This is a genomic window from Bacillus cereus group sp. BfR-BA-01349 (assembly GCF_022663795.1).
GTDB lineage: Bacteria > Bacillota > Bacilli > Bacillales > Bacillaceae_G > Bacillus_A > Bacillus_A cereus.
Genome location: NZ_JAKUGE010000009.1, coordinates 12,915 through 38,291, shown reverse-complemented (window position 1 = coordinate 38,291; position 25,377 = coordinate 12,915). Strand labels below are relative to the sequence as shown.

The window sequence follows — 25,377 nt, the reverse complement described above, 5'->3', positions numbered from 1 at the left end:
CACATATACCTAATACGTTAATAAAGCTAAGTATAGTCACGTTTCTAGTATGGTGATAGGCGTTTTATTTGATAACTAATACACTCCTCAGAACCGCAACTAAATACTAATAAAATGGTATTAAAATATAAAATTAAAGTGAGTATAATATGACACTATGGACAGACATATATTTCGATGTTTTAACACCATATTTCTCTTTCTTTTTTTATATTATATGGTGCTAGTCTGTTACCAGAATATCGAAAAGCAACCATCAAAAATATTTTATTAGTATAACTATCATTATCTTGAACAATTGCAATTTTATAAAAGAACATAAGAGGTGACCGATGAGAAAAGATACGTGGATTCTAAAATATATAAACGGAAAAAATCATTCTGGAATATATTTAACAATTAGTGATATCTATACTTTGCTATTTTTATATGAACAACGTTTATTAACCGTTAAACAACTTTATACCTTTAATTCGTACTTTCATAATGAACCAATGAATTATAATGCTTTCCGCAATAGGCTTAACAAAATGAGTAATCTTAAATTACTAAAAAAAGAAAACTACTATTTAAAAAAGCGCTACGGGTATGAAATGAATATGTTTACTATCGAAGATAAGGGTTTATTTATCTTGGAGCAGGCTGGTTTTATAAAAAATGCTAAGGAAAACTTTTATATTAGCAGAAAACAATATGAGCATACTCTTGGTATTAAAGAGGTTGTCTTACAAACAATAGAACTCGAAGCTAACCGGAAAGGATGGATATTAGGTCTAAACGGTGATCTTACGTATGTTTTTAAAAATTTCATAAAAGAATACGGTATTAATAATTTATATCCATTCACTTTATGGCCAAATCACCCACATTTTATATATGAATCTGATGAATGGGGATTCCATAAAAATCTAGGGCAGAGTGTTAGAGATAAGCGTACTCAAAAGGATGATGTACTGTACTCAATACAACCTTTTCCTTTATTCAAGGATATTAAAGAGGAAGATAACAACCTTAAACCAGACTGGATATTTCGAATTAATAAGCATTTCTTGAGTATAGAAGTGGACACTGGAACAGAACGAAATAACGTAATAGAAAGCAAAATTAAAAAATACATTACACTTTCTAAACTTATGCCAACAATCAATCATCACGTTATATTCTCAATAGTAGATAATTCATATCCTACTGTTTCTGACCATGGTACAAAAAAACAGAGAACTGCTAATTTAAAAGAATTAATAAAAAACATTCCTGAATTAGCTGCTTCAAATTTAAAAGTTTATGTTACACCAATGCGAAGAATTCAGGCTGTAATGTATCAAATTTTAGAGAAAACCAGAGTTCAAAGAAAACAAGAACAAGAATTTCACAATGAAATAATTTCACGCCTTAATAATGTAATTACCTTCCCGTATACAGCAACACTAGTAAATACTGAAGAATCATTAAAAAAATTAGGCTTTTACCATCAGGGTTTCCTTTCTAAAAAGTTACCAGTATATCATTTTCAAAAAAAAGATGAACAAAATGCAAAAGGACTATTAGAATTTGATGCTATTGTGATTAAAATGCAGGAAGGGAACGTTAATAGTTATAAAGATTTATCTGAAGTTGCACAACTACTTGTACAAAGCGATTCAGAAAGAGGAAAGTTGGTGATGCCAAGAGATACAAAAATAATAGCAATCTATCCTAAGGAATTAGACGGAACTGAAACATCTGTAATACACGATATTTTTCACTCTTCTGCTTCTAAACAAAATGTCATATTAATTCGCGAAAATGATATAAGGCAATTTAATCCTTGTTTCTTTGATATACAGCAGAGGGAGATGAAGTTATTTGAAGAATTTTTCTAAGTTTAAAATTGATTATCAGAAAATTTACTGGGCAGTTATGGTACTAGTCTCACTATCCGCACTTTTTTCTTTTCGCGGGTTTATAAAATACATTCTACTATGGTGTATTCAATTGGGATTACCCAATTTCTCAATACCTATTTTAATTGGCGATCCATTAAGCATTCCATATTTTATAGAGCCAATTTTTGCGTTTTCTTTATTTATTGTCACCTGGATACTATCGACAAAAATTAAGAAGCTGCAAGAGATAAAATACCGTTATATTGTTTTTGGAATCACCTTTTTAGGTATGACCTTTCAATATTTATGGACGTGTAGTACACCAGTTGTAAGAACCTTAATTCCTTATTTATATTTTAAAAAGGAAATGTTATTTGTTCCAAATTATGAAGTACAAGCTGCTGTTGTCCAAAATTTTGATAACTTAATGCTATTCATACTTTCGTTCCCATTAATTTTTCTGTTACTTACTTATTATTGGCTATTTAAGTTGGTAAACGCACATTGGGAAGAAATAATACAATTATTTAAAACATGGGAATATAATATTTCACTACCATCCATAGCTAAAGTATTCCTATCCAATGATAAGCAGAGAAAAATAGCGTCCGAGATCAGTGAACAATTTAAAGACAAAAGTAAAATACTTATACCAGAACCTGATGTAGAATTAGGTCCGAATAAAAAGAATGTAATGGTTGTTATACCTGGTTTAGATAGAACATTAAATATGATTATTATTGGTGCTATTGGTACTGGTAAAACAGCTGCTCTGGGATTACCTCTTATTAACCAAGACTTACATTACTTGACTTTCATGATTAACAATTTCAAGAAGTTCTATAATGACAAAAATTATGTTTCTGAAGAAATCCGTGGGAAATTATTAAATGGTATTACAGTAATCGAACCAAGTAACGACCTTTGTCAGAAAGTACTTAGACTAGCTAAAGCGCACGGTATCCCTGATGAAGCCATTACTTACATAGATCCAACTAATCCCGATACTCCATCTTTGAACATTTTAAACGGACCAGTAGATAAAGTAGCAGAAATGTTTACAATGGTTATTAGTGGTCTTTCAAAAGATGCTGATTTCTTTTTTGATCAATCTCAGCGTACACATCTTAAAAACCATATATACTTGCTAATGGAACATAATCCAGAAAATAATGTAGACTTATCAGATTTAATAGATATGTATAATGATGCTCAACTTGTATGGAGAATGATGCAAAAATTAGAAGATAGAATTCCAAAAGATATTGACAGTATAGAAGATAGAGACTCAAAAAATTACTGGAAAATAATGCAGTCTGTTAAAGAGTGGTTTGATAAAGCTTATGTTATTGCTACTTCTGGTTTTGGGAAAAATATGACTATAGAATATGTACAATCAGGAAAATATCAAGGAGAATATAAAATTATTGATACCAAAACTGAACATGTTGTAGGATTAAGGAATATTTTAGATGATATAGGGAAAAATATACTTATGCGACGTGTTCTATTTGATAAATCTGATTTTGATTTTGATAAGTTCCTAGAGTACGGTGGCATTCTCCTCATTAATACAGCTAAAGGTCAGCTAAGTAATTTAAGCAATGTTCTAGGTAAATTTTCATTACTTTGTTACCAAAATGCAGTATTCCGTCGTCCACCAATGACTTCATCATATAATGCATTATATTGCGATGAATTCCCTGATTATATTTATGAAGATTTTGCAAAGTTCCCTGCACAAAGCAGAAAATATAAATCAATTGTCAATGTAATCTGTCAAACAACTGCACAACTTGAATTAGAATATGGTGAACCGTGGAAAGAAACACTACTTGCTGCATTACGTAATAAAATGTTATATGGTGATGCGACTAAAAAAGATGCAACTGATTTCAGTACCATTTTTGGAGCAAAAGATAAATTTGAGGAAAGCGAAAGCACACAAGAAGTTTCAGCAATGATGGATAGCCCTAATAACCGTACTGGCTTAAGTTATAAAAAAACTGAAACAGAAGTTCTATCTACTTCTGATATTATCTATCAAGATGCATTCGAATGTGCTGTTAAAATAGTTAAACATAATGTACCTATTTCCGGCCAGATTATTAAAGCTAATTTTGTACCCAAACATGAATTTGAAGAAGCAACTGTGAAAGTTGATAAAGAAGCAGCACAATACTGGATGAAAATCCGTAAGGAAGCGCCAACTCGTAAAAACTTTAAAATAAAGACTGAATCAGAAGAAATAATAAAAGAAAACTTGAGTGAATTGAATGATAAACCTACTCCTTCTATTCAAACAGATCATAATAACGAAGAATTATCTAAAGTAATGGCAAATATCCAACAAAAACCTTTGGAATCTATGAATATTGATTTTGAATCACCTAAAAAGAAAAAAAGAAATCGATATATACATCAACAGATTTCTCCTCAAAAAGATATTGTATGGAACGAGGCAGAACCTGAAGATAATGTAGCAAACGAACCATATATTATTGATCAATCGGCAATTACAAAACAAAAGAAAGAAGCAAACACCGTTGAAGATGCACCACTGGTGACACACAAGCAAATCACTAGTGATACACCATTCATTAATGATGGACCACTAGTAGAAAGTTCAGTGCAATCTATTGGAGAACTCCCTGCTATAAACCCAGAGGAAAACAACACAGTAGTTTCTTTCGAGTCCTTATTTGGTGATCCACCAAACCAACAGGATAATAATGAATCACTAAAATCAGACGAGTTAACCGTTACAACTGCTTCAAATTCTGTAGTAGGAGTTATTGAAGATTCTTCTGTATTAAATAATGAACTATTAAAAGAGTGGGAAGACAGCTTAAAATAAAACCTAATAAAAAAGACCTGATACGTTTACAAAATGTAGCCAGGTCTTTTTTATTATTTGAGTGTGCATCACCAATGACTCATGTACCTATTAATAATGCATCACTAGTGTCCCATTACCCCTTAATGATTCACCACTAAAAACAGAAAAACGACTCTCAATTAAGAAAATCGTCTTTCTAAATTAACAAATTTATTATACTCCTTAAGAAAGGCTAGTTCTACGACACCAACAGGACCATTACGTTGTTTAGCTAAAATTATTTCAATTGTGTTTTTATTCTCTGTATCAGCATTATAGTAATCATCTCTATATAGAAATGCTATAACATCAGCATCTTGCTCAATACTACCTGATTCTCTTATATCAGACATCATTGGACGCTTATCCTGCCGAGCTTCTACACCCCTAGAAAGTTGAGATAATGCAATCACAGGTACTTTAAGTTCCCTAGCTAGGCTCTTAAGCAACCGCGATATAGTAGATACCTCTTGCTGTCTGTTTTCTCCATTTTTTGAGTGGAGAAGGGTAACTAGTTGTAAGTAATCTATTAATATTAGTGATAATCCATGCTCTCTTTTTAACTTTCTACACTTGCGGCGTATTTCTTCAACTGATATTCCAGGAGTATCATCTATAAATAAGGGAGCATTCGAGATAACCCCCATGGCCATCATTAGTTTACTCCAATCTGTTCCACTTAAATTACCATTACGTAATGCTTGAGCATCAATATTTCCCTCTGCACAAAGCATACGTTTCATTAGTTGTTCACTTTCCATTTCTAAGCTGAATATAGCAACTGGCTCTCTAGCAATTGTAGCGACATTCTGAGCGATATTTAAACCAAATGCTGTTTTACCAACTGATGGTCTTGCTGCAACAATTATGAGGTCACTAGAGTTCAAACCACTCAACATTCGATCTAACTCAGTGTAACCCGTTGGTATTCCAGTTAAATCCCCTTTATGATTAACCATTATTTCAATGTTTTCATATGTACTTGTTACTATATCTAAAGATGAACGCATTCTGTCATCTTTAGTTTGCTGATTACTTATATCAGTCAAGAGTTGTTCTGCTTCACTAATTAACTCTTCTGTATCTTTCTCATAGTTATACGATTCTTGAGCTAACTTTTGACCGATTTTATGTAGTTTTCTTTTCCCAGCACTATCTTTGATAAGATCTATATAGTAATCAATTCCTGCAGTAGAAGAAACACCTTCTGCCAAATCAGCCAAATACCCTACAGATACATTACCTAATTGATTCATTTCTTGTAGTTTAGTAGTAACCGAAACTAACTCTATAGGACTATTCTCTTGATGTAAGCTTAATATACATTCAAATACTATCCGGTTATTACTACTATAAAGATCATTTACAACTAACTTCTGTAATACTTTTTCAATTGTATCTGGATCTAATACCATTGACCCAATTACAACTTTTTCTGCTTCTATATAATTAGGTATATCCATTTCTCCTAATTTCATACTCATATAAATACTCCTTTATAACTTTAATAAGAATAAGTAACACTCTATTAGTATTAGATTTCTGTCATTATTCAGTTTCATTTCAATTTCACTTAACAATAAGATACCATATTTTATTTTAACTACTCTTATAAAAAATATTAATTTCTTTAAATAACCCGTCCAAGTAGCTTATAGTCTTATGAAATTACACTTATTCTTTTCGTAATGACTCATACATTCGCTAATGGTGAATCACTAATGGTTAGTTGTTCAGTGGTGATTCACCATTAGCATTGTTTTATTGATAGTGATGCACCTTTAATAGGTATATTTCATTGAATTATTTCATAAATTTAAAGTATCTTTTTTTAAATGATGCCACTTTAAAAGAATATATAGGCGGTGAATTATTACTTTGAATACTATGACAAAGAAAAACAGTTGGACTAAAGCCGATGACTTATTATTAGCCACTACAGTTCTATCATATGTTGAAAGGGGTGACACACAAATAGCTGCATGTGATTATATTGCAAAACAAATAAACAAAAGTAGTGGCGCTGCACGGTTTCGATGGAATTCGAAATTACGCAAACAGTATACAGCTGAATTATCCAAAGCAAAGATTTATAAATCAAGAATAGATAAAAATCCCAAGCGGGATCTAGAGAGTCAGAATAAAACACCTGCAGATATACAATTTACTGAACCAAAACATATAATCGCTCCAATTCTTAAACAAATGGAACTTAATATAAATGAACTTAATAGTTACTTGATAAACTTTGAAGATAAAGATGTTCAAATTCAATCTTTGCAGAACGAGAACAGAGAGCTAGTTAGAAGTATAAATCAATTTAAAGAGGATTATGAGGCTTTAAAAACTAAATGCAGTAATTTAGAAAGCATAGTAATTAAAGTAAAACAATTAACGCAAATAGAAAACCCCCGCTAACCGAGTTAGTGGGGGTTTTCTTAGCCTATTTATTATATTAGATAATGTACTTACTATATTCAATACGTTCATGTTAGCACTTAATTAAAGTGTGGTCAATATATTTTCATAGAATTACAGATCAAATTTTTCTTTTAATCGTTCTTCATATTTTTCATTAACGTAGTCCTTAATATAATCCGCTCGTTTAGCTGTATCTTCCGTTTTAAAGAATATACCAACCCTTTTAGTACGTTCATTTTCACTCTTTTTTGCCCATTCTGCTGCTGCTTCTTTTTCTAATTCTGCGCGTACTCTATGAAAAGTAACCGCTTCTACAAATCTCTTTTCTCTTACAGCAGCTTTATCTTCTGGTTGCGGTAGACTTTTTAAAATCTGCTCTTTCATTTCAATTAACTCATTTAATGACTGTTCGAATTCTTGTTTCACTTGTTGTCTTGCTTGATCTTCTATTTCATCTTTAAGTTTAGCTATAATATTCTCTTCCATTTCCTTAAAAGCTGCAGAAGAATCAAATACATTCGTATTACTTACTTCCTCACCTTCAGGAAAAGGTCTTAAATCAAATTCATTCGGAAGAGTTTCAAAAATAGGATCAAGCATCCAACCTTTATCTCTATATTCTTTTATATATAGAGCTATTTCATAGTCTAAATGGTCATATACCTTTTTATCACTAGGTTGTACACGGTTAACGTAATGTATTCCGTTCTTTTCTAATCTTACAAACCATCTATCTATTGTGTTATAGTGAACATCAACTTTCCTTGAAAACTCATTAATTTGCCAAACGTTATCGGATATTTTTTCTTTATGATCCGTTTGACCATGCATTCCATCCATTATTTTTACCTCCTTTATCACGAATCGTTCCGTTGGTGAATCACACACCCTTACATGTGCACCCCTACAATAATAATCATTAATTAAAATTACCACTAATTCAAGTGTTTTATATTAATTTTTTAAGATTATGTACGGATTCAACACTATATAACACACCAAAACATTGAATGAGGGACTTTTAATGGTTGATGATTCACTAGTGATGCTTTATTGGTAGGGGAGTTGTCGCTGATGATGCATCACTATTTATGCAATTAGCTGGTGATTTCTATTTTTTAAATTCTATATTTTTATAACGCGGGATTTCTACTTATATTATTAATGAATTAAAACTCATTTATTAATAATCAAAAAAACTTTTTGATTTATATATTATAAAATTAGCATTTACATTAAATAGTTGTTATTGTAAGGTATGTTTAATAGATAAATTCTCTTATTTATACTAAAAAGCATTTTACATAGTTGACTAGAATACTTGAAATAACTTCTTGAAAAAAGGATAAAACTAGATTAAACTTATGATTAGCCTATTTAAAAAGATTTTGGACTAATTTATGCTTTTCAACAAATCGACCAAATTAATTTTGTTGTGAGTATAAATTGAAAGTACGAGATCTTTGCTTATTTGTGTATGCGTAAAGATGTAGGATAATGTACCTAATATAAACATAACATTAATAACTATCGTACATATCCAACACATCTTTCAATTGAAGGTGTGTTTTTGTCGTATATATAGAGAAAATTGACCATTTAGTAAAAAAGACCAAAAAAAAGAGCCTCACATGGAGGCAAGACCAAAATAAAAAATAAAGCTAAAAGCGACCAAACTTTTAACTTGAAAAAATTTTCGATACCTAAATTATAATCTATTTGTTGTGCCTTTTCAACATTTATTTGTTGTTTATTTGATGTGCAGATTATGATTATTTGTATATTTTTCAGACCAATTTTTTACTTTTCAAAGTTAAGTTTTGCTGGTCCTTTCGCTTTATTAGAAGGGAAGTACAACCTATATGTTAAATAGAAGCAAACTACGTGAGCATGCTTTGAAAAATAACCTCTCAACTATTGCTACAAGATTAATAGCACCTCTAGCTATGGTTACTGATATCGACGGAAGAATATATGTAGATAAAGAAGATATCCGTAAACAAGAGCTAATGTCTACCCGTTGTATTCCTACTGCTTTTAAAGATTTAGAAGAGGCCAATTGTATATATAAAGAAGATGGAGTCTACTATAATAATATGGCAATTCACATTGATCATAGGCCTACACGCTTTACTTATATTAGTCTATATAAGTTTTTCCAAGACAAGCATTTCAAGAAATTATACAAAAGACCTTTACAATTTTTATATTACATTCTAACTTCACAACTACCTGGTGAATGGCATAGATTTGCTATTGAACGTGGTTATGTAACAGCAACTAATAATCCTATTCTTAAATATTTCTATAATTTTAAGGATTTATTAAATGTACTAGTGCTATTAATTGAAAATGGACTTATCGAAATCGAGTTCACTCATGATGGAAAGAAACACCTGCTAACAAGTGATATAGAGAATGTACGTGAGTTACTTGAGGTGTATTGTGAATTAAATGAATTAAATCGTAAAAAACGTACATGTGATGAAAAAAAATCCCATGTAATACGTGTTCGTATTGCTAAAAAACATGTAAAAAGAGAAAATGTAACTTCTATATATGAACCGGAACGTCTTGCTACATTACGTGATTTACGTGACATAGCAATAAGATACGGTCATGATCTAGAGCAATTTGAACAATCGTCTTTAGAAAAGATACATATGGCGAAGAAAAAACTATACGATAATTTTGGGAAATATGGCGTACAGTTATATAGAGACAGCTTACAACGCTTTTTCCAGGAACAATCTTTTATATTCCCGAGATTAATGCGTGAAGGTAAATTCGGAAATTACATTCTAAACTTCTATGTAATGCCTGTTATTCGTATGACTTTATCTCAGAAATTAGAAAAAATGAAAGTAGATTATCTACAATCTATGGATATCCTTTCTTTAGTAGAAGAAAGTGAACCGTATATTAACTTTATTACAACTGCAGGTATTGATGATGAGGTTATTAATATTGCATCAGAAATCTCTACATATACTGAATTAACAGCAACTATTTCAAAAAGTAAAGCTTGGAACATCTATTTTAGTCGTTTAGATACTATTTATGATGAAAATATTCAAAAAGGGTTGAAGCAAGATTACATTCACCAACTTGCTAAAGAATACAAGTTAAGTAATCCTAATTTTGAACGTGAATTTGAACAAAGATTACCGCGAAGAAATTTAAAAACTGAAAAGAATGAAAAAGTAGCTACTACTTCTATACAGCCGGATAATAAAAAAACTATTGATGTAAAAGCAATGTTTAATAGTATTGTTAAAAATTAATTAAGTAAAGTTTTTTTAAAAAATTGGCTCATATTAGAGGGTTATTTACTATTGTCTTTTTTAAGCGTTTAAAAAACTACTATTTAAACGCTTATTTGTCATTTATCAATATATATATTCTTTATAAAAACATCCTATTTGACAGCAATCTACTGCAAATAATTGAGAAATTTATCGTAACTTGTGAAATCAGACACCTATTTAACTTTTTTTGTATATGAAAAAAATTTGTTATAGCAGATATTAATTATTTTATTCTTAAAATCTTTCTCTTTATCAATTATTTCTTTCTCTTATTAATAAATAGTTCACTAGGATCGAACTGTTATATTATCCAATAAATAGATATAGTGTTATACCTATTGAACTGTCTGCATTTGTAACTAGTTATTTCTTCTCCATTACAGTAACTAATGTATTTTATTATTGTCTTTATTATTTATATTATTATTCTTAGTATTATTATGTTCAGCTGCTCCCCAATTTATTCAGAAAGCAGATAAATTTACACTATGTTATAATTCCAGTAGATTTACGAAAATATAATATATCTACATAACAATAATATAAATTAGTAGGAGGAATAACATGAAAATTATTGTGTTTTCAAATACAACTGGAGGCATAAAAGAACTAGTTGAACAAAATGAGTTATTAGCAGTAAAACCGGATCTCATACTTTTATTAGGTGATATACATAAAAGGGCATTATATTCTATTGAACATTTCTTCAAAGATATTCCTATATATGGGGTTTTAGGTGAAAATGATAGTAAAGATGCTTTTCATGATACAAATATCAAATCTTTACATCGTAATGTAGTAAATGTTAAAGGATATACTATTGCAGGATTTAGTGGAGTACCAATTTATACAGATAGCCATAAAATTGCTAATCAATTTACCGAGCAAGAATTAAGTACCTTCTTAGATAAAATTGGTCCAGTCGATATTTTTGTAGCTCATGCTAATCCACGTTGGGCAAAACCAGAGGATGAATTAGATTTATATAGAGGGTTTGAAGAATATTCGAATTACCTATTAAGGGATAGACCTAAGTTATTTTTACATGGCCATACAGGTTCACCGCTAATATATAACATTCACGATGATACAACTATTATTACTGTTAATGAATATCAAGTTTTAACTATTGATTAATATTTTATCCATTAATATGTATAAGGATTTTAAATTTATTATCAATTAATTAGAAAAGAGGTTATTAAATGAATCAATTATCTTTATTTGATGATGAATCGATTCAAACCCCACCAGAACAACCTAAGCAGTATTCTAGTAATAATGAAAAAGTAGTGGGGGTTCCAATACATTTAATAGATAATTATAGAACAGATAAAAGGATTAATGGACTAACATACATAGAAATGGATCAGTTAAATTGGTATGCAGAAAATGAATTAGAAATTAGAGCCACTGATGCGGTAAACGAACTAATCGAAAAATGCAGCACACCAAAATTGTATTTTTCTACTGGAAAGTCTAAGGTATATCCTTTTGTATGTATGTATCTTGAATATTTATGTAAGAAAGGTCTTCTAATTTTTGTAGCTAGTAAAGGGACACAAGAACGTGCTTATAAGAATATAAAATATTGTTAAAGATACAATGTGAAAAAGTAGCAGATTTCTATTAAACTGCTTTTTCATTAGGAATAAAAACATTAAAGTGATATATATAAATTAATTGTAAGGAGTGATGATATGTATGCATTAATTAGTTTGTGGATTATGTTTACATTAATTATTTTGATTTACTTAGTAATACACAGCATAGTAACCAAGATGGATAGGGAACCTTGGATAAAAGGAACTTTAATTGCATTATGTGTGATGCTCGGTAGTGTATCCTGTTATTTTGTTTATAGTAAAGGACGCTCTGCTGATACCGCTATTATAGAGTCATATAAGCAGGAAGCTAAAATACAGGAATATAATCAAGTAGAACAATACAAATTAGTATCCGATAAACTACAAACACAAGTGGATAAAATTATTATAGAAGATATAGAGGATTACAAAAAGGTAACATCGGATAAAGGAATGTATAAGCTTACACTTTTATATGATGATACAGGGAGACTTAAGGATATTGATACGATTGAAAAAATTTACTAAGTAGTTAACGTTTTATCATATTGAACAGAAACCAACTATTAATAAGCTAGTTGGTTTCTGTTTTACAGTTAAGTAACATAAAGAGGGGACAAGTATGGAGCTACAATTATTAAATAAAATCATTGAACAATTAAAAATAAAAGAAAATAAATCAAAAGACTTAAGAACCATTTGTAGTGATATAAATGCTATTGCAGCAATCATTATGGCAATCTTATTATCTCAAGGCTATAATAATGCTGTTCCTTTTGGAGGTATCATTATTGCATTATTAGTAAATTTTTGCGTTCATATATATTCGTTTAAAAAGCATATGTACTATATTAATGAAATAGAGAAAGTTTTGAATCAAAATGCAAAAAAATCTATCCAAGAGTCTTTATATTTATCTAACAATCAAAAAGAGAGCTACATTACTGAATATAATAATAAGGACGTAAAGCAAAGAATCCAGCTCTTAAAAGTTATAGGAAATGCAGAGAAAAATAATAAGATCAGTCTTTATGGAAATTGATAGTAAAAATTTTGATAGGTGAATAAGGATTAAGGAGCTTTAGATAATGATAGTAAATGAAGAATTTAAACACCAAGAACAGATTGATCTTTTGTTAGCTAAGCAAATAAAGTATGGTAAAAAGGTTAAGAAGACATTGTCAGTACTTTTTATAATCCTTTTAGTAGCGATATTAACCGTGATATTAAATATTCACAATCTGTATGTTGATGTTTTATTAATATTACTAGCAACCATAATATTTTTTATAGCACTTTATTATAGAAAGCAAAACGTATACTACCACATAACCGTAATGGAACTGATAACTACAAAAGAAATAGAATCTATAAAAGAATCTAAGTACCTAACAAATGGCCGAAAAGAGCGATATTTAACGGATTTTTATAATGCTAAGGATACAGAAAAAGCAGTTATATTTTTACGTGCAATGGTAGAGGCAAAACAAAACGAAGAGTTATGGAAGGAAGAAACAGAGAATATATAGATTTATGCCAGAACCTTCAGGGGAGAATATTATTAATAAAAGTCATATTTGAAAATATAGTGTATTAGAAAAAGAGTCCATTTTGTTATTTACAAAATGGACTCTTCTAATTTTAACTATATATTTCATTCTATTTTTATAATCTCCAACAATCTTTCATTATGTTCAATATATCTATAGAGTGCTTGTATATTGTTATTAATAAAGCTATGTTTAATTGGTGAACATTTTTCATTCTTTAATTTATTTTTTTCAAGTGCCAATTGCCCATGCAGTCGCGTTAATGCACCTTTAATTATTTCTACATCCTTTTCTAAACAACTATGTGAACAATAACAGCCTTTAATTCTTTTCCTTATTGGAACAGCTGCATTACATATTGTACATTGTTTTATTATTTCCTCAAATTCTACGCATGAAGAACATATTTCGCTAATACATTTATTGTTTTTCACACATGAATATGTCCAAAAATCATTGGAGATAATATTTTTGTTATATTCAATTTTTTGTATATGCATATATTGCATTTAGAATCATTCATTATTTCACCCCAACATTTAAACAAAAAAACCTCAAGATCACGAAAGTATTTTTTTTCGTCCCTTAAAGGTTTATTCTCACAATTTATTAAATTTCACATTAGATTATTAATTTCTTGTCTATTAGTAGTACAATTTTTAAACTAGGCTTGTTTCAAAATAGATTGAATTAGTTTTTACAGTTACTATCTCAAAATCGTCTTCTTTAACAGGCATAATTATTGATGTACCATCATCCGTATTAATTATAGAAGCCGTATAAAAATCTATCCTTAGAGAATTACCCCTAATATCATTAGCATTTATATGTATTTTAGGTTTCTCATTAGAGACTTTTAACTGTCCTGCTCCATAGTTATTACGCTGACCATTATTTAAAGCAACCCTATATGGTTTAACTCCTGAGTCATCAATAGAAACGATCCTACCAGCATGTCCTTCCCATTTAGCTTTATTAATTATCTTCACTATACTTCCTACTATTAAATCCATAAGATTGCCCCCTAAATATTGTTTCGTTTAAATTTCCTTTATTAAAAAAAGCCAACAAAAAAAGACCTCTTTGATTCGCTACTAATTTATTAATTAGATTTCACGAACCCAAAAGGTCTGTTTTGTTAATGTTATATAGAATAAAAAGTAATGATTTATGTAGATATATTAACAGACGATATTATAAAATGGCAAATTAGATATATATTAGTAAACATAGTAGCTCGTAATACATTAGATATGTAAAAAATAAATAAGATAGCATGCCAATATAATGATAAAATTATGAACGAGGTGAGGAAATGAAAAAAATTACATTTATTTTAGGTATTATATTCTTGATTATTGCAGTCCTATGTTTTTTCAAATGGGATCAATGGCCAGTAGAAAAAGTAGTTAAGGAAAATATTAATGCATTAAATGAACAAGATCATCACAAATATACAAGTACACTTACTGCTACTGTCCAAGATAATACTTCTGTAGGCCCCGCAGCAGCACTATTCATGAGCAATGCAAAGGCTAAGTTTGAAATAATAACTCTGAATACTAAAAAGCAAGATAAGTCTACTTGGATAGTAAGAACTAAACAAAAGATAATAGGTATGACTGAAAGTAACGGTGATGAAAAATTAGATAAGACCATAGATATTGACTACCATATTAAAGATACTGAAAAAGGTTGGAAAATATCCTGGTATGAATTATCAGAGAAGAAATAGCTCACTTATATAAAAATATATATATATATAATTAGCATTTGGCAGTAAATAGGGGGAAATAGAAGTATTTTACAATATATCGTAATATAACAAAAATATAAATAGATATATTTACAAATTTGTAGAATTATATTACAATTTAACTACTCTCTTTTTAAATAGTCATGAGACTATTTATTATTGTTTCGTTTCAACATTAATCATAATTACAATTATGAGGTGAAACCCTTACATCCCTAGCTAATTATAGCTAGGCTTTTTTTTTATCCATGCTAGTGTAACATTCTAGTATAAAAAATAAGACTAATTAATAATAGAATTGGGAATAGGTAACGTATCTAAATCCTATTATTAGTAAACGTAACAAGATAAATCAAATTCAATTTAATTAGGTAACGTATATAAGTTACGTTTATACGTTACCTATACTTCGGATTCTGAATTCATATAAAAGGTTACAAAACTCTAAAATTATTTGATATACTATAAGCATTACAAGTATTTTTTCTTTTTATTATCACAAATAATAATCAAGCCCTCTTGGGGATCTGTGAATGGTATTTTTACCTTAACAATCTCTTTGAGGGCTTTTTTGCATGTTTACAATTTATATAGATTTATATATAAAACAAAAAATAAAGGGGATTATATATGCGCAACATTTTTGATTTTATAGAGATTTTAGTCTTTCTTTGGGTTGCAGCAAATATTTTTGGGTATTTTGTTTTTTCAAAGGAAGAGTAATAGTGAGGGAGTAGTTACTAATGAAAAATATAATACGAGTAAATAAGAAAACTAATGAAACTGAGCATGTAGAAATCGAGTATTTCTTAAATTTTATTAGTAGTTTCAATCAATGCTACGAAGAGTCCCTTTCATCCTTAATTAAGGGGTATGTTATACAGGATAATTCATTTGCATTTTATATTCCTGAGTTACATGACAAGCTCACTTAAATGACGCTCCGTAATACTTTTCAGCTATTAATAAAATATAAATAGTATAAGCGATACGTATAAAAAGAAAGTTTTAAAGTTATAAAAAACACCTACCTAGGTAAATTACCTACAGTTAGGTGTTTTTTTATTTTAATAATTAAATTCTAAAAAGAGAAAAAATAAATAGTACCTTATAATGATATCCATATAACCAATAGAAAAAAGAGGAGTATGCGATTATATGATACTTACAAGTAAAAATGAACCAGTTATAAATGGATGGCTAAGCCCTACGGGAGAGTTTCTTCACTGCAATTTGAGTGAACATTATACATGTGCAGCTGCTTATGAGGATAAAAAGAGGGATCAATATTTAAGAATTGATGCTGGAAGCCAAGGGGAAAGCTCCTTTGTGAGTATAATATGTGGTTATTTAACATATAAACAAATGGATTGGATAATGTCCCATATAAAATACTTTGATAATAATCAGGTACAGGATTTAATTAATTATGGTTTAGTGATTGATTAATAAATATCCAAAGGCATATCAAGTTGTTAGATTTAGGCATGATGCTCCATCTCTTATTTTAGAGGTACCCGTTAGATCTAATCCTTAAAAGATATGTATAGCTAAAAAAAGAAATATAGAGCATTATTAAACTCTTAATTCTTTAAAAAATTAAAATAAAATAATTAAGAAGACAGGTAAATACTAAGAGGAAATAGTATATATGTTTTTAATATAGAATATAATTGACCCCTTAACACAATTCTGTTACTTTATAGTTTGTTTCTAAAAAAATAATACAGTTTTAGTTATGTGAATTTATAAAAGAGAAATACTAAGACTTGGTATATGATAAATATAAATTAATTTTTAATTATAAATGATTAAGAGAAAATAAGAATAAACAATGATAGGGTGAGCTTAATGAAAAAGAAAACGTTGTCTAGATTAAATAGATATTCATGGAGAAGGTCCTTAAATAAAGCAAGAGAACAATTAAAACAAAAAAAAGGACATAATGATTTGCAATTAGATAGTATAGGTGATGGGCATGTTTGGTTTCTAGTAAGAAAGAAAGGTAGTTTTGGAATAACACAAGAATTTAGAATAAAATACGATATCAAATATAGAACGTTTGAATACTTCGAAAAAAAATAATAGATGTTATTCTATTAATTATATTAAACATAAAGGCGAACACATTTAATAATATGTGGTCGCCTTTATTATTTTTAAAAGGTGTAAAATAAATTGTTTATTTTATTGTTAAAATTCATTTGAACAATGAGTATAATGATGTACAACTGGAAAAAAACGTTAAGGTGAGTGCTATGCTAAAACAAGAGCCAATTGTAGATCTAATACATGAAATTGATACAGAAGATGTTTTTGTTGCAACAAGTTATTTGGTAGATTTACCTTCGCTCATATATCCATATGAAGATAGTGATAATGTTTGTTTAAAAGTTAACAAAAAAGAATTAATGAAAGTATTAGAAGTTGGAAAGGCATACTTAAATGGAGTTAGCGCCCTTACTCTTGCTATTAATGAGTTGTACCAACTTCAAGATTACATGAGAGTGGATCTAGCTGCAGAACAAACGCTCCGACCAACTAAGCGTCTAGTAAATTGTATAGGTATTGCGTTTAATGATAAAAATTTAATAATGGACTCGGATATAATTTCGAACAAGTCATTTAAGGATTTATTGCAATCAAAAACTATAGAAAGTATTTACATACTGTTATCTAAATAACCGAATTAAAAAGGGGAGTTAGGGATGAATATCATTATGAGTGGAGAAGCAGCGAATGAGTTTACTAAAGATGATGGACTAGTTTTTTTCAGAGGACTCATAAACGGATTTTTGTTGGTGTTGCCTATTTGGACTTTTTTTATTGGAGGACTGCTCTATATTTTATAAATATAAAAATTAAGTTATATATTTATAAAAGGGTATTACGGTCTATGTTTTGAATATTATTAATAGTATTCAAAATAGGAGGGGTAAAATGAGTGCATATTTCGAAATAACATTAATTACAAAACCTTATAATCACCTATGGAATGATGCTTTACATGCAAGAGATTTAGCAAGAAAAACGACGGATGAATGGATGAAAGGTACGTATGTTAGATGGTCAATTGTGACTGCATGTATGGCGTTAGAATCATATAGTTGTGATGCTCTGGGTGTAAAAAAATTAAGTGGAAGAAGTTATCAAAATAGCATCGATACCGAAATTCAGAAAAAAGGATGTAACCCTATAAATTGGAATAGTGGATTATGGAAAGATGTTCTAGATGAACGAAGAAATAGAAATTATTATACTCATAGTAATGACGCTCAAGAAAAGCTATGGCCTGATATAGAAGAAGCCAATAAAGCTATTGATACCTATAGAGACGCAATAAAAAACCTATATAGCATAGTCGGTAAACAATATCCTGATTTTGTGGATAGGGACTCAGACCCTAGTGTGGAGTAAACGAATTAATTATATGCAAAAAACTAAAAAAACGAAATTCCTTTAGTGGAATCTCGTTTTTTTAGTTAATTATAATACTTTAGTATGAGATTGGATGCTATTTAATAAGTGTCCCACCGTCAGTAACGTGAGACTCTCCAGTTCCATTACCACTGATGTCTTCAACAGGTAGAGATGTTGAACCATCATTACCACCTGGTTTATTATTTCTATTCATAGCTTTATAAACGAACTGAGCATATTGCTCTCTAGTTACATTCAAACTAGGGCTATATTCATTATAACCTGTTCCATCAGCAACGTTATTAGTTTGTACTGCAGTAATTGCATCTTTTGCCCAATGATCTTTAGGAACATCCTTAAATGTAAGTTCACCAGCTATTTTTAAATTAAATGCTCTTGTAAGTATAGCGGCCATTTCAGCACGAGTTAAAGTATCCTTAGGTCGGTAATTTCCATTTTCGTCCCCTTTAACAATCCCTAAAGCTGTTAAAGATAAAATTTGTTTTGAGTAATTAGTAGTTTGAGAATTAACATCTGGATAAGGATTCTTAAGCGTCCCTCTATCTTCTGGTTGAAGGTAATTGTACATCAGAATAGCTACTTGTTCGCGAGTCACATTATCTCCAAATCCAAAAATCCCATTCCCATAACCAATTACAATTTTCTGTTCTTTTAAATCTTGAATAGCAGTGAATGACCAGTGATTTTGAGGTACATCTACAAATCTTTCTTCAGCTTGAGTTAAAGAATTACCTGCTCCAAGTAAAGATAGAGTACCAATAGATAATGCAGCACAAGTTTTAATTAGTTTACTTTTCATAAAAATTTCCTCCTTCAATATAACCATATATAAAAATAATTAGAATGATTAAATTCATTTATTAATTTATTAAGTATATCTATTGTAACCTACTATGACTTTCTTTGCATTTTAAAATTTTAAAAAAGAAAAATTTAATTTTTTTTAATTTTACTCTTAGAATATAGAGTCATTATGAATATAATACGCAAATAGAACAGGAAACTGTTGTTTACAACAAAAAAGAAAAATATATAAAAATAGATACAAATAAGGAGTGACCATTTATGAAAGAAATGAAACAAGAGGTATATGATAGTTTAGCGGCAGCAAAAAGAAATAAAGAATTTTTTACTGCCATGGTTCGTAACGTAAATGTACAAAAAATGAATATGCCAGGAACAGACGGTAAATTAGAACTAAGAGATGTAGAATGCGTATACTTTGCTCTAGAAGGTGGAGCTTTAGGTATGTGTCCAGCTAATGAGTTCTCAGAATATGAACATAAATCATTGAACAGTTTCACTGGTACTATTCAAGAATTTATCGTATTAGGTATTGATAAAGAAAATAATCTAGCAGCTGTAAGTGTTAAACAAGCAGACGATATTAAAAAAGAGAAATTCTTAAAAGAAATCTATAAATTAGAAGAAGAAAATACTCTTAATGAAAAGGTTTTTGAAGGAATTGTTACTGGAAGAAATGAAAATACACGTACAATTTTCTTAAAAGTTGAGGGTACGCCTTGTTTTATGAAACTTGCAGATTTAGATCATGAACGAGTATTTGATATTGATTCTATTGCTCCTAGAAATGCAACAATTCCAGTGAAAGTAAAACGTTTTAAAGAAGATACAAAACAGATTCAAGTAAGTCGTAAAGATGCTGTAGAAGATCCATTTGAAGAATTGCGTGATAAAGAACCACATAATTATACTGCAACAGGTCTAGTTACAAATGTATCAGAGCGTGATGGTATATTTGTTAAGTTAGGAAAAGGCTTTACTATCAAGGCATCTAAGCCACGTGAAGTTCAGGAACCTGTTATTGGTGATATCGTAGCTGTTCGCATTGTTGATATTAATATTGAAAAACGTTCTGCTAGAGGTGTGATTTTTTCATACCCTCAAGGGAAAAAACAACCAAAAAATTTAACTAGTTTCTTATATAACTAATTGGAATTGGTATAGCATATGAAACCACAAGTTGTGCCTTTAAATTTCGAATATCCGTATTTTCGGAAGAGGGATGGTAGCATCTCAATTTGGGACGATCCGAGTATTAAAGGAGGGATTGCCCTAATCGATAATTATCAACCTCTAACAAATCTTGGATCAGTATTAGGTAAAGCGAACAGTTACAATTACATGGAACAAAAGGATGTTACTTTACTAAAAATGGTTGGCGAATGTATAGCTGCAAATGAAGATCAGCTTAAGAGATTAATGAGTACAGTCATGAGTCGTTCGCAAGTATCATTACGCTTAAAGAAGTTTAGAAGATATGGGTTTGTTGAAAGATGGGACCTTAATTCATTAGATGATCCGGATTTAAAGCCGCCATCTCCATTTACTTTAGGATTAGCCGGTTATATATTCTTAAAACACTTTTATAATAAAGAGTTCTTTATGGAACCAACTCGTTGGCAGACACTAGGATTAAGTGCTATTCAACGTTATGTAGCTATTAATGAAATAAAATGCCAAATTTATGAAACACAGGGGTTACGTGGATTTAAATGGCAGGGATGTATTCTTAACAATCCACAACTGATTAATAGCTTTGCAGCTATAGAAGCGCTAACCGAAGTAGGGAACTTGAATTTTGTATTAGAAAGAGTTCAGCAATCTAAGGATTATATTGCATATTTGTCTGAAAGATTAATGAAATGGGACCAAGTCTACCAACAATATAACCTGCTTCCAATTCAAGGGATGAGTCAACATAAAACCTCTTTAATTATAAGCGTATCCTGCTTCTCATTAGCAGAAGAGATAATTACAAAATTAAACTTAGAATTATATAAACTACCTTGCATTTTCTGCATTGAAGAAAAGGTAGAGTCTGATAGTTTTACTAAATCATTCTACGTAAAAAAACCGGATGCCTCAAAAAATAAAGCAGAATTATTACAAGTTGATATGCCTTTCTTTAAATAATATGGCACTTGAAGAACACCAAAATATATATGTGCATTATGCATATAAAGGTGTTCTTCTTTTTATCAAATGCAGTTTTTAAATAAATATAGAATCTACAAAGGTGGAAAACAACATGCAAAAAGTCGTACTAGGTATGAAATATGAGCCTTTTTATAAGTTTTTCCAAGACCATTTTCAGGGAGACTTTGATATTTGTGAAACAAACATTAATAAATTCGAGGATGTAAGTATTTATGTAGCTCAATATAACCCGGAGGTCTTAATTTTTGCTGAACAATTCTTAGAATTTGAAGATGAAGATAATAAGGATGAGAAAATATTCGAACTTATAAATAGTATCTCAAAAAACGTAAGGGTTTGTTATATGTGCATTAGAAATATAGATGACCCATTTTTTGATCAATTAAAGGATGTAGGGATTACAGATATATTCTACACACCTGAAATTGATATGAATCGGATTAAGCAACAATTAAAAAACGTGCAAATAAAGATAATGTTGTATTTTATGGTACTACAGAACCAATTAATTAGAATAAAAGTTTATATTATTTGAAAGCAGGTGAAAGTATGAAAAGAATAGTTCTTTCAATGGGGCATGAAGATTTACATGGTATATTTCGCAAGTTTTTAAAAAGTAAATTTATTGTTTGTATGAATGATGTATTTAGTTCTAATTATTTATTTGACGTTATTGAAGAAGACCACCCTGACATAATAATTTTTCACGATAAACATTTAGAAATTCCTTACGATCCTGAACAAGAAAATCAAGTAGAAGAGAATTTGTATAAGGAAATAAAATTTTTAGAGATTATTGAATATATTCGTCAGACTTATAATGATAGTATAAGAGTTGTTTTTGTATGTGAGCGTCCTCAAGGCGATCCATTTTTAAGCGAATTAGTAAATAATAATGTATTAGATATTTTTTATACGAATCAATTTGCTCTGGATGCTTTAGTGAAACAACTAGTAAATCCACCTCAATATAATAATGTAGCTCATTTGAAAGTTGATAATTCAAATACGAAATATAAATCACACTTATTTGGAAAGAATTCGTTATTTGAATTTAAAGAAGACGAGCAGTTAACAGAATTAGTAGAAACTGAAGATGTCTTGAAAACCGCAATTGAAGAAGAAACCGAAGAAACTAATTCTTTAGTACATAACGATAAGAGGAAACCTGGTCTATTCTCAAAACTATTCGGTAAAGATAAAAATGACTCTGAAGATAATACTGTTGTAATAAATAATTCAGATGAAGATCCTAAACTTGAAGAAAATAACTGCGAGGGAAATTTGTCTGAAATTGAATTAGTAAAGGAAGAAGAGCCATTAAATCAAGATATTCCTCAAAATATTAATATTCCCCCTAAAGATTTAATTGAAGAGGTTGAAGAACAAGTATCCGATAATAATAAAGAGGAATTAAAAAAAGACATAGATATAGGGGAAGAGGTCAGTCAAGAGGATGTAAATAAGGGGACTGATAGTTCTGCATTAAGAGCAGATAAATATAAAGGAAAAGGAAGAAATGTATTTTTTAATATTTTTAAAAAAGATACATCCGTGGATACAAAGGATTATGGGTATTCCGACCATCGAAATGTAGGTAGTGTAAAGCAAAACTTAATCGCTGTAGTTAGTTTAACACCGGGGGCAGGTTCAACATTCTTCCTTCATAATTTCACTAGATTTTTATCTTTAGAACATGGAATTAGTTCATCCGTGTTAGATACCCCATCAGAATTCCCAATTTGGTATCACTTACTTAATGCAGAACAAGAACATCATGAATATTGGGAAGAAGTACATCAAGCTATTAAAACAAGGCCCGAAACGTTTGGATATATCCCAAGATGGTCGATAGACAATATTAACGTTTTTCCTTGTCAAAGTAGCACACTGGATTTAAACTCTAAAGATCCAAATAAGAATAGGGACTTCACTCCCTTAGAAGCAAAGGAATTAATTTTTCACTCTAGGTCTTCTGGAATTTCCTTTGTAGACCTCTCACATAATTGGAGTAATAAATTAGCTACAGAGACCTTAGCATTATGTAATCAAATTTGGTTGATTATGGAGCCTAATTATCAAAGTTTAGCTGCTGCTGGTCATCAACATAAAATATTAAAAGGGTTTGAACAATTAGCTAAAGATGAAAAAATCATAACAATTGGGAACAAGTGGAACAAAAAATTTGATGATGTACTTAGTCCAGAAATAGCTTTACCATACTTCGAATCACAAGCTGAGGCATCTTTAAAAGGGAAACCTCTTTATACATTACAATCAAAACTAATGAAAAGAGAATTTGAAAAACTTTTATATAAATTACATTAAATACTAAGGACTGAATATTGCGATTATAAAATATCTGATATTCAGTCCTTTTAATTTTACGAATCAAATATGTGTTTTATGTGTGTTTTGTATGTAATTTAATTGTTTTTATTTAACTTTAAGGTTTACCTTACAATATTCAAGTGTTATTTTAGATAATTTTTAGTACAATGTATGTGAAAAGGATGAAATAAAAAAGGGGCTTAAACAGCGTTGAGAGGAGATGGTTGTTATAGAGCGTCATAAACACTTTGTATTTATGTCGGAGGGAAAACATAAATGAAAGAACAGTACTTTGTACACGTTTCCTTTCTCCAGATTGGAAAAAAAGAAATTTGGGAACTTCGTTCTCTAGAAAAAAGAATTAAAAAGCAACACAATAACGATGAAGAAACTGTTGAACAAATAGTTTCGGATGCAGAGAAAAAAGTATATACAGTAGAATTAGATAGATTTAAGAATAATAACTATACCTCATTTGAAATGTCTCAAAATGAATATAATTATATTCAGTCAAATAATCTATCCTTGTTTGATTCTAATATTATACTTAATAATGAATCTTTAGAATTGAATCAGTAAAAAGTAAAAAGTATTAAGTAATAAGAAATACTAAGGTATGATTGATGAAAATTACCGTTAGTATTTATTAAAAAAAGCACTGAAGGATACCTTATTAGTGCTTTTTTTATTAATTTAGTATTGAATCAACAATTAGAAGTATTTTATAATGGAATTAACAAAACATTATTTTAATTTTTATTATGAACCAATAACACAGAGCCTTTCGGGTTTTCGTTTTCTTTTACGAATATTCCGGGAGGCTCTTTTTGTTATGCACAAATTGAGGAGGTGGACGAAACAATGATAAAAGAGAGAGTACAAAACAAAAAAAATAGAGAAAAAAACAAAAAAAATAGAGAAAAAAACAAAAATGATAAAGATCCGAATGTAACAAAAGGTGTAAAGAGAAAGGTATTTAACGATGATAAGAATTTATATATATATTTCGTCGATTCAGAAGGGAATATTGCTTTAATCCCCTCTGAGGTACCAGTAAAATATTTTAAACAGTTTATCGAACAACATAAAAATATATATATAGTAGCCCAAGATTGCAACAATAATACATTGTTTGAATTACGAGATGATGAAATTTTTAAAATTATACCCAGATATAGAAAAGAAATTTATCATCTATTAGAAGAAGTGGGTATAGATACTAGGGAAGCTAAAAATAAAGGTATATAACAAACAGATTGATTAAACTAAGAGGGTTTCTA

The 25,377-nt window shown here is 29.6% G+C and carries 26 protein-coding genes; 21 read left to right on the top strand and 5 right to left on the bottom strand.

Features of this window, described 5'->3' with window-relative positions; all coding sequences use genetic code 11:
- Positions 1-332 precede the first annotated feature (332 nt).
- Positions 333-1,862: a replication-relaxation family protein gene (locus tag MR169_RS07290; protein WP_242319183.1), complete on the top strand. Its 1,530-nt coding sequence runs from the start codon at positions 333-335 to the stop codon at positions 1,860-1,862.
- Positions 1,846-4,722 (top strand): type IV secretory system conjugative DNA transfer family protein, encoded by a 2,877-nt coding sequence (locus MR169_RS07285; protein WP_242319182.1) that lies wholly within the window; start codon positions 1,846-1,848, stop codon positions 4,720-4,722. Before MR169_RS07290 ends, MR169_RS07285 begins: the two co-directional genes overlap by 17 nt.
- A gap of 161 nt (positions 4,723-4,883) precedes the next feature.
- Here MR169_RS07285 and dnaB read toward each other — a convergent pair whose 3' ends face one another.
- Positions 4,884-6,227 carry a replicative DNA helicase gene (gene dnaB / locus MR169_RS07280; RefSeq protein ID WP_242319181.1) on the bottom strand — a complete coding sequence of 448 codons (1,344 nt, stop codon included), beginning with the start codon at positions 6,225-6,227 and terminating at the stop codon, positions 4,884-4,886.
- Positions 6,228-6,630: 403 nt separating this feature from the next.
- On the opposite strand from dnaB, the gene MR169_RS07275 reads away from it, so the two are divergent.
- Positions 6,631-7,161 (top strand): transcriptional regulator, encoded by a 531-nt coding sequence (locus MR169_RS07275; RefSeq protein WP_137073264.1) that lies wholly within the window; start codon positions 6,631-6,633, stop codon positions 7,159-7,161.
- Between the two features lie 114 nt (positions 7,162-7,275).
- Here MR169_RS07275 and MR169_RS07270 read toward each other — a convergent pair whose 3' ends face one another.
- Positions 7,276-8,004: a hypothetical protein gene (locus tag MR169_RS07270; RefSeq protein ID WP_000348904.1), complete on the bottom strand. Its 729-nt coding sequence runs from the start codon at positions 8,002-8,004 to the stop codon at positions 7,276-7,278.
- Between the two features lie 1,022 nt (positions 8,005-9,026).
- Here MR169_RS07270 and MR169_RS07265 point away from each other — a divergent pair.
- The 6 genes from MR169_RS07265 (at position 9,027) to MR169_RS07240 (ending at position 13,587) form a co-directional block, all read left to right on the top strand.
- The gene (locus MR169_RS07265; protein ID WP_242319180.1) at positions 9,027-10,448 is read left to right on the top strand and encodes a hypothetical protein; all 1,422 of its coding nucleotides are present in this window, start codon (positions 9,027-9,029) and stop codon (positions 10,446-10,448) included.
- Positions 10,449-11,036: 588 nt separating this feature from the next.
- The gene (locus MR169_RS07260; protein ID WP_242319179.1) at positions 11,037-11,609 is read left to right on the top strand and encodes a metallophosphoesterase family protein; all 573 of its coding nucleotides are present in this window, start codon (positions 11,037-11,039) and stop codon (positions 11,607-11,609) included.
- 68 nt (positions 11,610-11,677) lie between these two features.
- Positions 11,678-12,070, top strand: a complete 393-nt coding sequence (locus tag MR169_RS07255) for a DUF3895 domain-containing protein (RefSeq protein WP_242319178.1) — start codon at positions 11,678-11,680, stop codon at positions 12,068-12,070.
- Positions 12,071-12,172: 102 nt separating this feature from the next.
- Positions 12,173-12,586 (top strand): hypothetical protein, encoded by a 414-nt coding sequence (locus MR169_RS07250; RefSeq protein ID WP_242300914.1) that lies wholly within the window; start codon positions 12,173-12,175, stop codon positions 12,584-12,586.
- Between the two features lie 94 nt (positions 12,587-12,680).
- Positions 12,681-13,100, top strand: coding sequence for a hypothetical protein (locus MR169_RS07245; protein WP_000422876.1), 420 nt, complete (start codon positions 12,681-12,683; stop codon positions 13,098-13,100).
- A gap of 46 nt (positions 13,101-13,146) precedes the next feature.
- The gene (locus MR169_RS07240; RefSeq protein ID WP_242319177.1) at positions 13,147-13,587 is read left to right on the top strand and encodes a hypothetical protein; all 441 of its coding nucleotides are present in this window, start codon (positions 13,147-13,149) and stop codon (positions 13,585-13,587) included.
- 125 nt (positions 13,588-13,712) lie between these two features.
- Here the strand turns inward: MR169_RS07240 and MR169_RS07235 are convergent, their stop codons facing one another.
- Together MR169_RS07235 and MR169_RS07230 are read right to left on the bottom strand one after the other, a co-directional pair.
- Positions 13,713-14,042 carry a hypothetical protein gene (locus tag MR169_RS07235; RefSeq protein WP_242319176.1) on the bottom strand — a complete coding sequence of 110 codons (330 nt, stop codon included), beginning with the start codon at positions 14,040-14,042 and terminating at the stop codon, positions 13,713-13,715.
- A gap of 225 nt (positions 14,043-14,267) precedes the next feature.
- Positions 14,268-14,621, bottom strand: coding sequence for a hypothetical protein (locus MR169_RS07230; protein ID WP_242319175.1), 354 nt, complete (start codon positions 14,619-14,621; stop codon positions 14,268-14,270).
- A 302-nt stretch (positions 14,622-14,923) separates the two neighbouring features.
- On the opposite strand from MR169_RS07230, the gene MR169_RS07225 reads away from it, so the two are divergent.
- The 6 genes from MR169_RS07225 (at position 14,924) to MR169_RS07200 (ending at position 18,781) form a co-directional block, all read left to right on the top strand.
- Complete coding sequence (locus MR169_RS07225; RefSeq protein WP_242319174.1) at positions 14,924-15,343, top strand: hypothetical protein; 420 nt, start codon at positions 14,924-14,926, stop codon at positions 15,341-15,343.
- A gap of 1,179 nt (positions 15,344-16,522) precedes the next feature.
- Entirely contained in the window at positions 16,523-16,813 is a 291-nt protein-coding gene (locus MR169_RS07220; protein ID WP_000604175.1) for a hypothetical protein, read from the top strand.
- Positions 16,814-17,215: 402 nt separating this feature from the next.
- Positions 17,216-17,449 (top strand): hypothetical protein, encoded by a 234-nt coding sequence (locus MR169_RS07215; protein WP_000730712.1) that lies wholly within the window; start codon positions 17,216-17,218, stop codon positions 17,447-17,449.
- 173 nt (positions 17,450-17,622) lie between these two features.
- Positions 17,623-18,048, top strand: a complete 426-nt coding sequence (locus MR169_RS07210) for a hypothetical protein (protein WP_000917612.1) — start codon at positions 17,623-17,625, stop codon at positions 18,046-18,048.
- A 24-nt stretch (positions 18,049-18,072) separates the two neighbouring features.
- Positions 18,073-18,216, top strand: coding sequence for a hypothetical protein (locus MR169_RS07205; RefSeq protein WP_242319173.1), 144 nt, complete (start codon positions 18,073-18,075; stop codon positions 18,214-18,216).
- 88 nt (positions 18,217-18,304) lie between these two features.
- Positions 18,305-18,781 (top strand): hypothetical protein, encoded by a 477-nt coding sequence (locus MR169_RS07200; RefSeq protein WP_001277272.1) that lies wholly within the window; start codon positions 18,305-18,307, stop codon positions 18,779-18,781.
- A gap of 97 nt (positions 18,782-18,878) precedes the next feature.
- Here the strand turns inward: MR169_RS07200 and MR169_RS07195 are convergent, their stop codons facing one another.
- Complete coding sequence (locus tag MR169_RS07195) at positions 18,879-19,604, bottom strand: S-layer homology domain-containing protein (protein WP_242319172.1); 726 nt, start codon at positions 19,602-19,604, stop codon at positions 18,879-18,881.
- Between the two features lie 266 nt (positions 19,605-19,870).
- On the opposite strand from MR169_RS07195, the gene MR169_RS07190 reads away from it, so the two are divergent.
- From MR169_RS07190 to MR169_RS07165, 6 genes are all read left to right on the top strand, one after another.
- Positions 19,871-20,758 carry an RNA-binding protein gene (locus MR169_RS07190; protein WP_242319171.1) on the top strand — a complete coding sequence of 296 codons (888 nt, stop codon included), beginning with the start codon at positions 19,871-19,873 and terminating at the stop codon, positions 20,756-20,758.
- A 33-nt stretch (positions 20,759-20,791) separates the two neighbouring features.
- The gene (locus tag MR169_RS07185) at positions 20,792-21,742 is read left to right on the top strand and encodes a hypothetical protein (protein ID WP_232305191.1); all 951 of its coding nucleotides are present in this window, start codon (positions 20,792-20,794) and stop codon (positions 21,740-21,742) included.
- Between the two features lie 115 nt (positions 21,743-21,857).
- A complete protein-coding gene (locus MR169_RS07180) occupies positions 21,858-22,301 on the top strand; it encodes a hypothetical protein (protein ID WP_242319170.1) in 444 nt (147 codons plus the stop codon).
- 14 nt (positions 22,302-22,315) lie between these two features.
- Positions 22,316-24,094 (top strand): P-loop NTPase family protein, encoded by a 1,779-nt coding sequence (locus tag MR169_RS07175; protein ID WP_242319169.1) that lies wholly within the window; start codon positions 22,316-22,318, stop codon positions 24,092-24,094.
- 279 nt (positions 24,095-24,373) lie between these two features.
- Complete coding sequence (locus tag MR169_RS07170; RefSeq protein ID WP_000664240.1) at positions 24,374-24,676, top strand: hypothetical protein; 303 nt, start codon at positions 24,374-24,376, stop codon at positions 24,674-24,676.
- A gap of 282 nt (positions 24,677-24,958) precedes the next feature.
- On the top strand, positions 24,959-25,345 hold the full coding sequence (locus MR169_RS07165; protein WP_242319168.1) for a hypothetical protein: 387 nt from the start codon (positions 24,959-24,961) through the stop codon (positions 25,343-25,345).
- Positions 25,346-25,377 lie beyond the last annotated feature (32 nt).

Bases quoted from the DNA above. Each gene is read 5' to 3' on its own strand.
- MR169_RS07290 (WP_242319183.1), top strand. From the start codon at position 333: ATGAGAAAAGATACGTGGATTCTAAAATATATAAACGGAAAAAATCAT.
- dnaB (WP_242319181.1), bottom strand. From the start codon at position 6,227: ATGAGTATGAAATTAGGAGAAATGGATATACCTAATTATATAGAAGCA.
- MR169_RS07275 (WP_137073264.1), top strand. From the start codon at position 6,631: ATGACAAAGAAAAACAGTTGGACTAAAGCCGATGACTTATTATTAGCC.
- MR169_RS07270 (WP_000348904.1), bottom strand. From the start codon at position 8,004: ATGGATGGAATGCATGGTCAAACGGATCATAAAGAAAAAATATCCGAT.
- MR169_RS07265 (WP_242319180.1), top strand. From the start codon at position 9,027: ATGTTAAATAGAAGCAAACTACGTGAGCATGCTTTGAAAAATAACCTC.
- MR169_RS07260 (WP_242319179.1), top strand. From the start codon at position 11,037: ATGAAAATTATTGTGTTTTCAAATACAACTGGAGGCATAAAAGAACTA.
- MR169_RS07255 (WP_242319178.1), top strand. From the start codon at position 11,678: ATGAATCAATTATCTTTATTTGATGATGAATCGATTCAAACCCCACCA.
- MR169_RS07250 (WP_242300914.1), top strand. From the start codon at position 12,173: ATGTATGCATTAATTAGTTTGTGGATTATGTTTACATTAATTATTTTG.
- MR169_RS07245 (WP_000422876.1), top strand. From the start codon at position 12,681: ATGGAGCTACAATTATTAAATAAAATCATTGAACAATTAAAAATAAAA.
- MR169_RS07240 (WP_242319177.1), top strand. From the start codon at position 13,147: ATGATAGTAAATGAAGAATTTAAACACCAAGAACAGATTGATCTTTTG.
- MR169_RS07230 (WP_242319175.1), bottom strand. From the start codon at position 14,621: ATGGATTTAATAGTAGGAAGTATAGTGAAGATAATTAATAAAGCTAAA.
- MR169_RS07225 (WP_242319174.1), top strand. From the start codon at position 14,924: ATGAAAAAAATTACATTTATTTTAGGTATTATATTCTTGATTATTGCA.
- MR169_RS07220 (WP_000604175.1), top strand. From the start codon at position 16,523: ATGATACTTACAAGTAAAAATGAACCAGTTATAAATGGATGGCTAAGC.
- MR169_RS07215 (WP_000730712.1), top strand. From the start codon at position 17,216: ATGAAAAAGAAAACGTTGTCTAGATTAAATAGATATTCATGGAGAAGG.
- MR169_RS07210 (WP_000917612.1), top strand. From the start codon at position 17,623: ATGCTAAAACAAGAGCCAATTGTAGATCTAATACATGAAATTGATACA.
- MR169_RS07205 (WP_242319173.1), top strand. From the start codon at position 18,073: ATGAATATCATTATGAGTGGAGAAGCAGCGAATGAGTTTACTAAAGAT.
- MR169_RS07200 (WP_001277272.1), top strand. From the start codon at position 18,305: ATGAGTGCATATTTCGAAATAACATTAATTACAAAACCTTATAATCAC.
- MR169_RS07195 (WP_242319172.1), bottom strand. From the start codon at position 19,604: ATGAAAAGTAAACTAATTAAAACTTGTGCTGCATTATCTATTGGTACT.
- MR169_RS07190 (WP_242319171.1), top strand. From the start codon at position 19,871: ATGAAAGAAATGAAACAAGAGGTATATGATAGTTTAGCGGCAGCAAAA.
- MR169_RS07180 (WP_242319170.1), top strand. From the start codon at position 21,858: ATGCAAAAAGTCGTACTAGGTATGAAATATGAGCCTTTTTATAAGTTT.
- MR169_RS07175 (WP_242319169.1), top strand. From the start codon at position 22,316: ATGAAAAGAATAGTTCTTTCAATGGGGCATGAAGATTTACATGGTATA.
- MR169_RS07170 (WP_000664240.1), top strand. From the start codon at position 24,374: ATGAAAGAACAGTACTTTGTACACGTTTCCTTTCTCCAGATTGGAAAA.
- MR169_RS07165 (WP_242319168.1), top strand. From the start codon at position 24,959: ATGATAAAAGAGAGAGTACAAAACAAAAAAAATAGAGAAAAAAACAAA.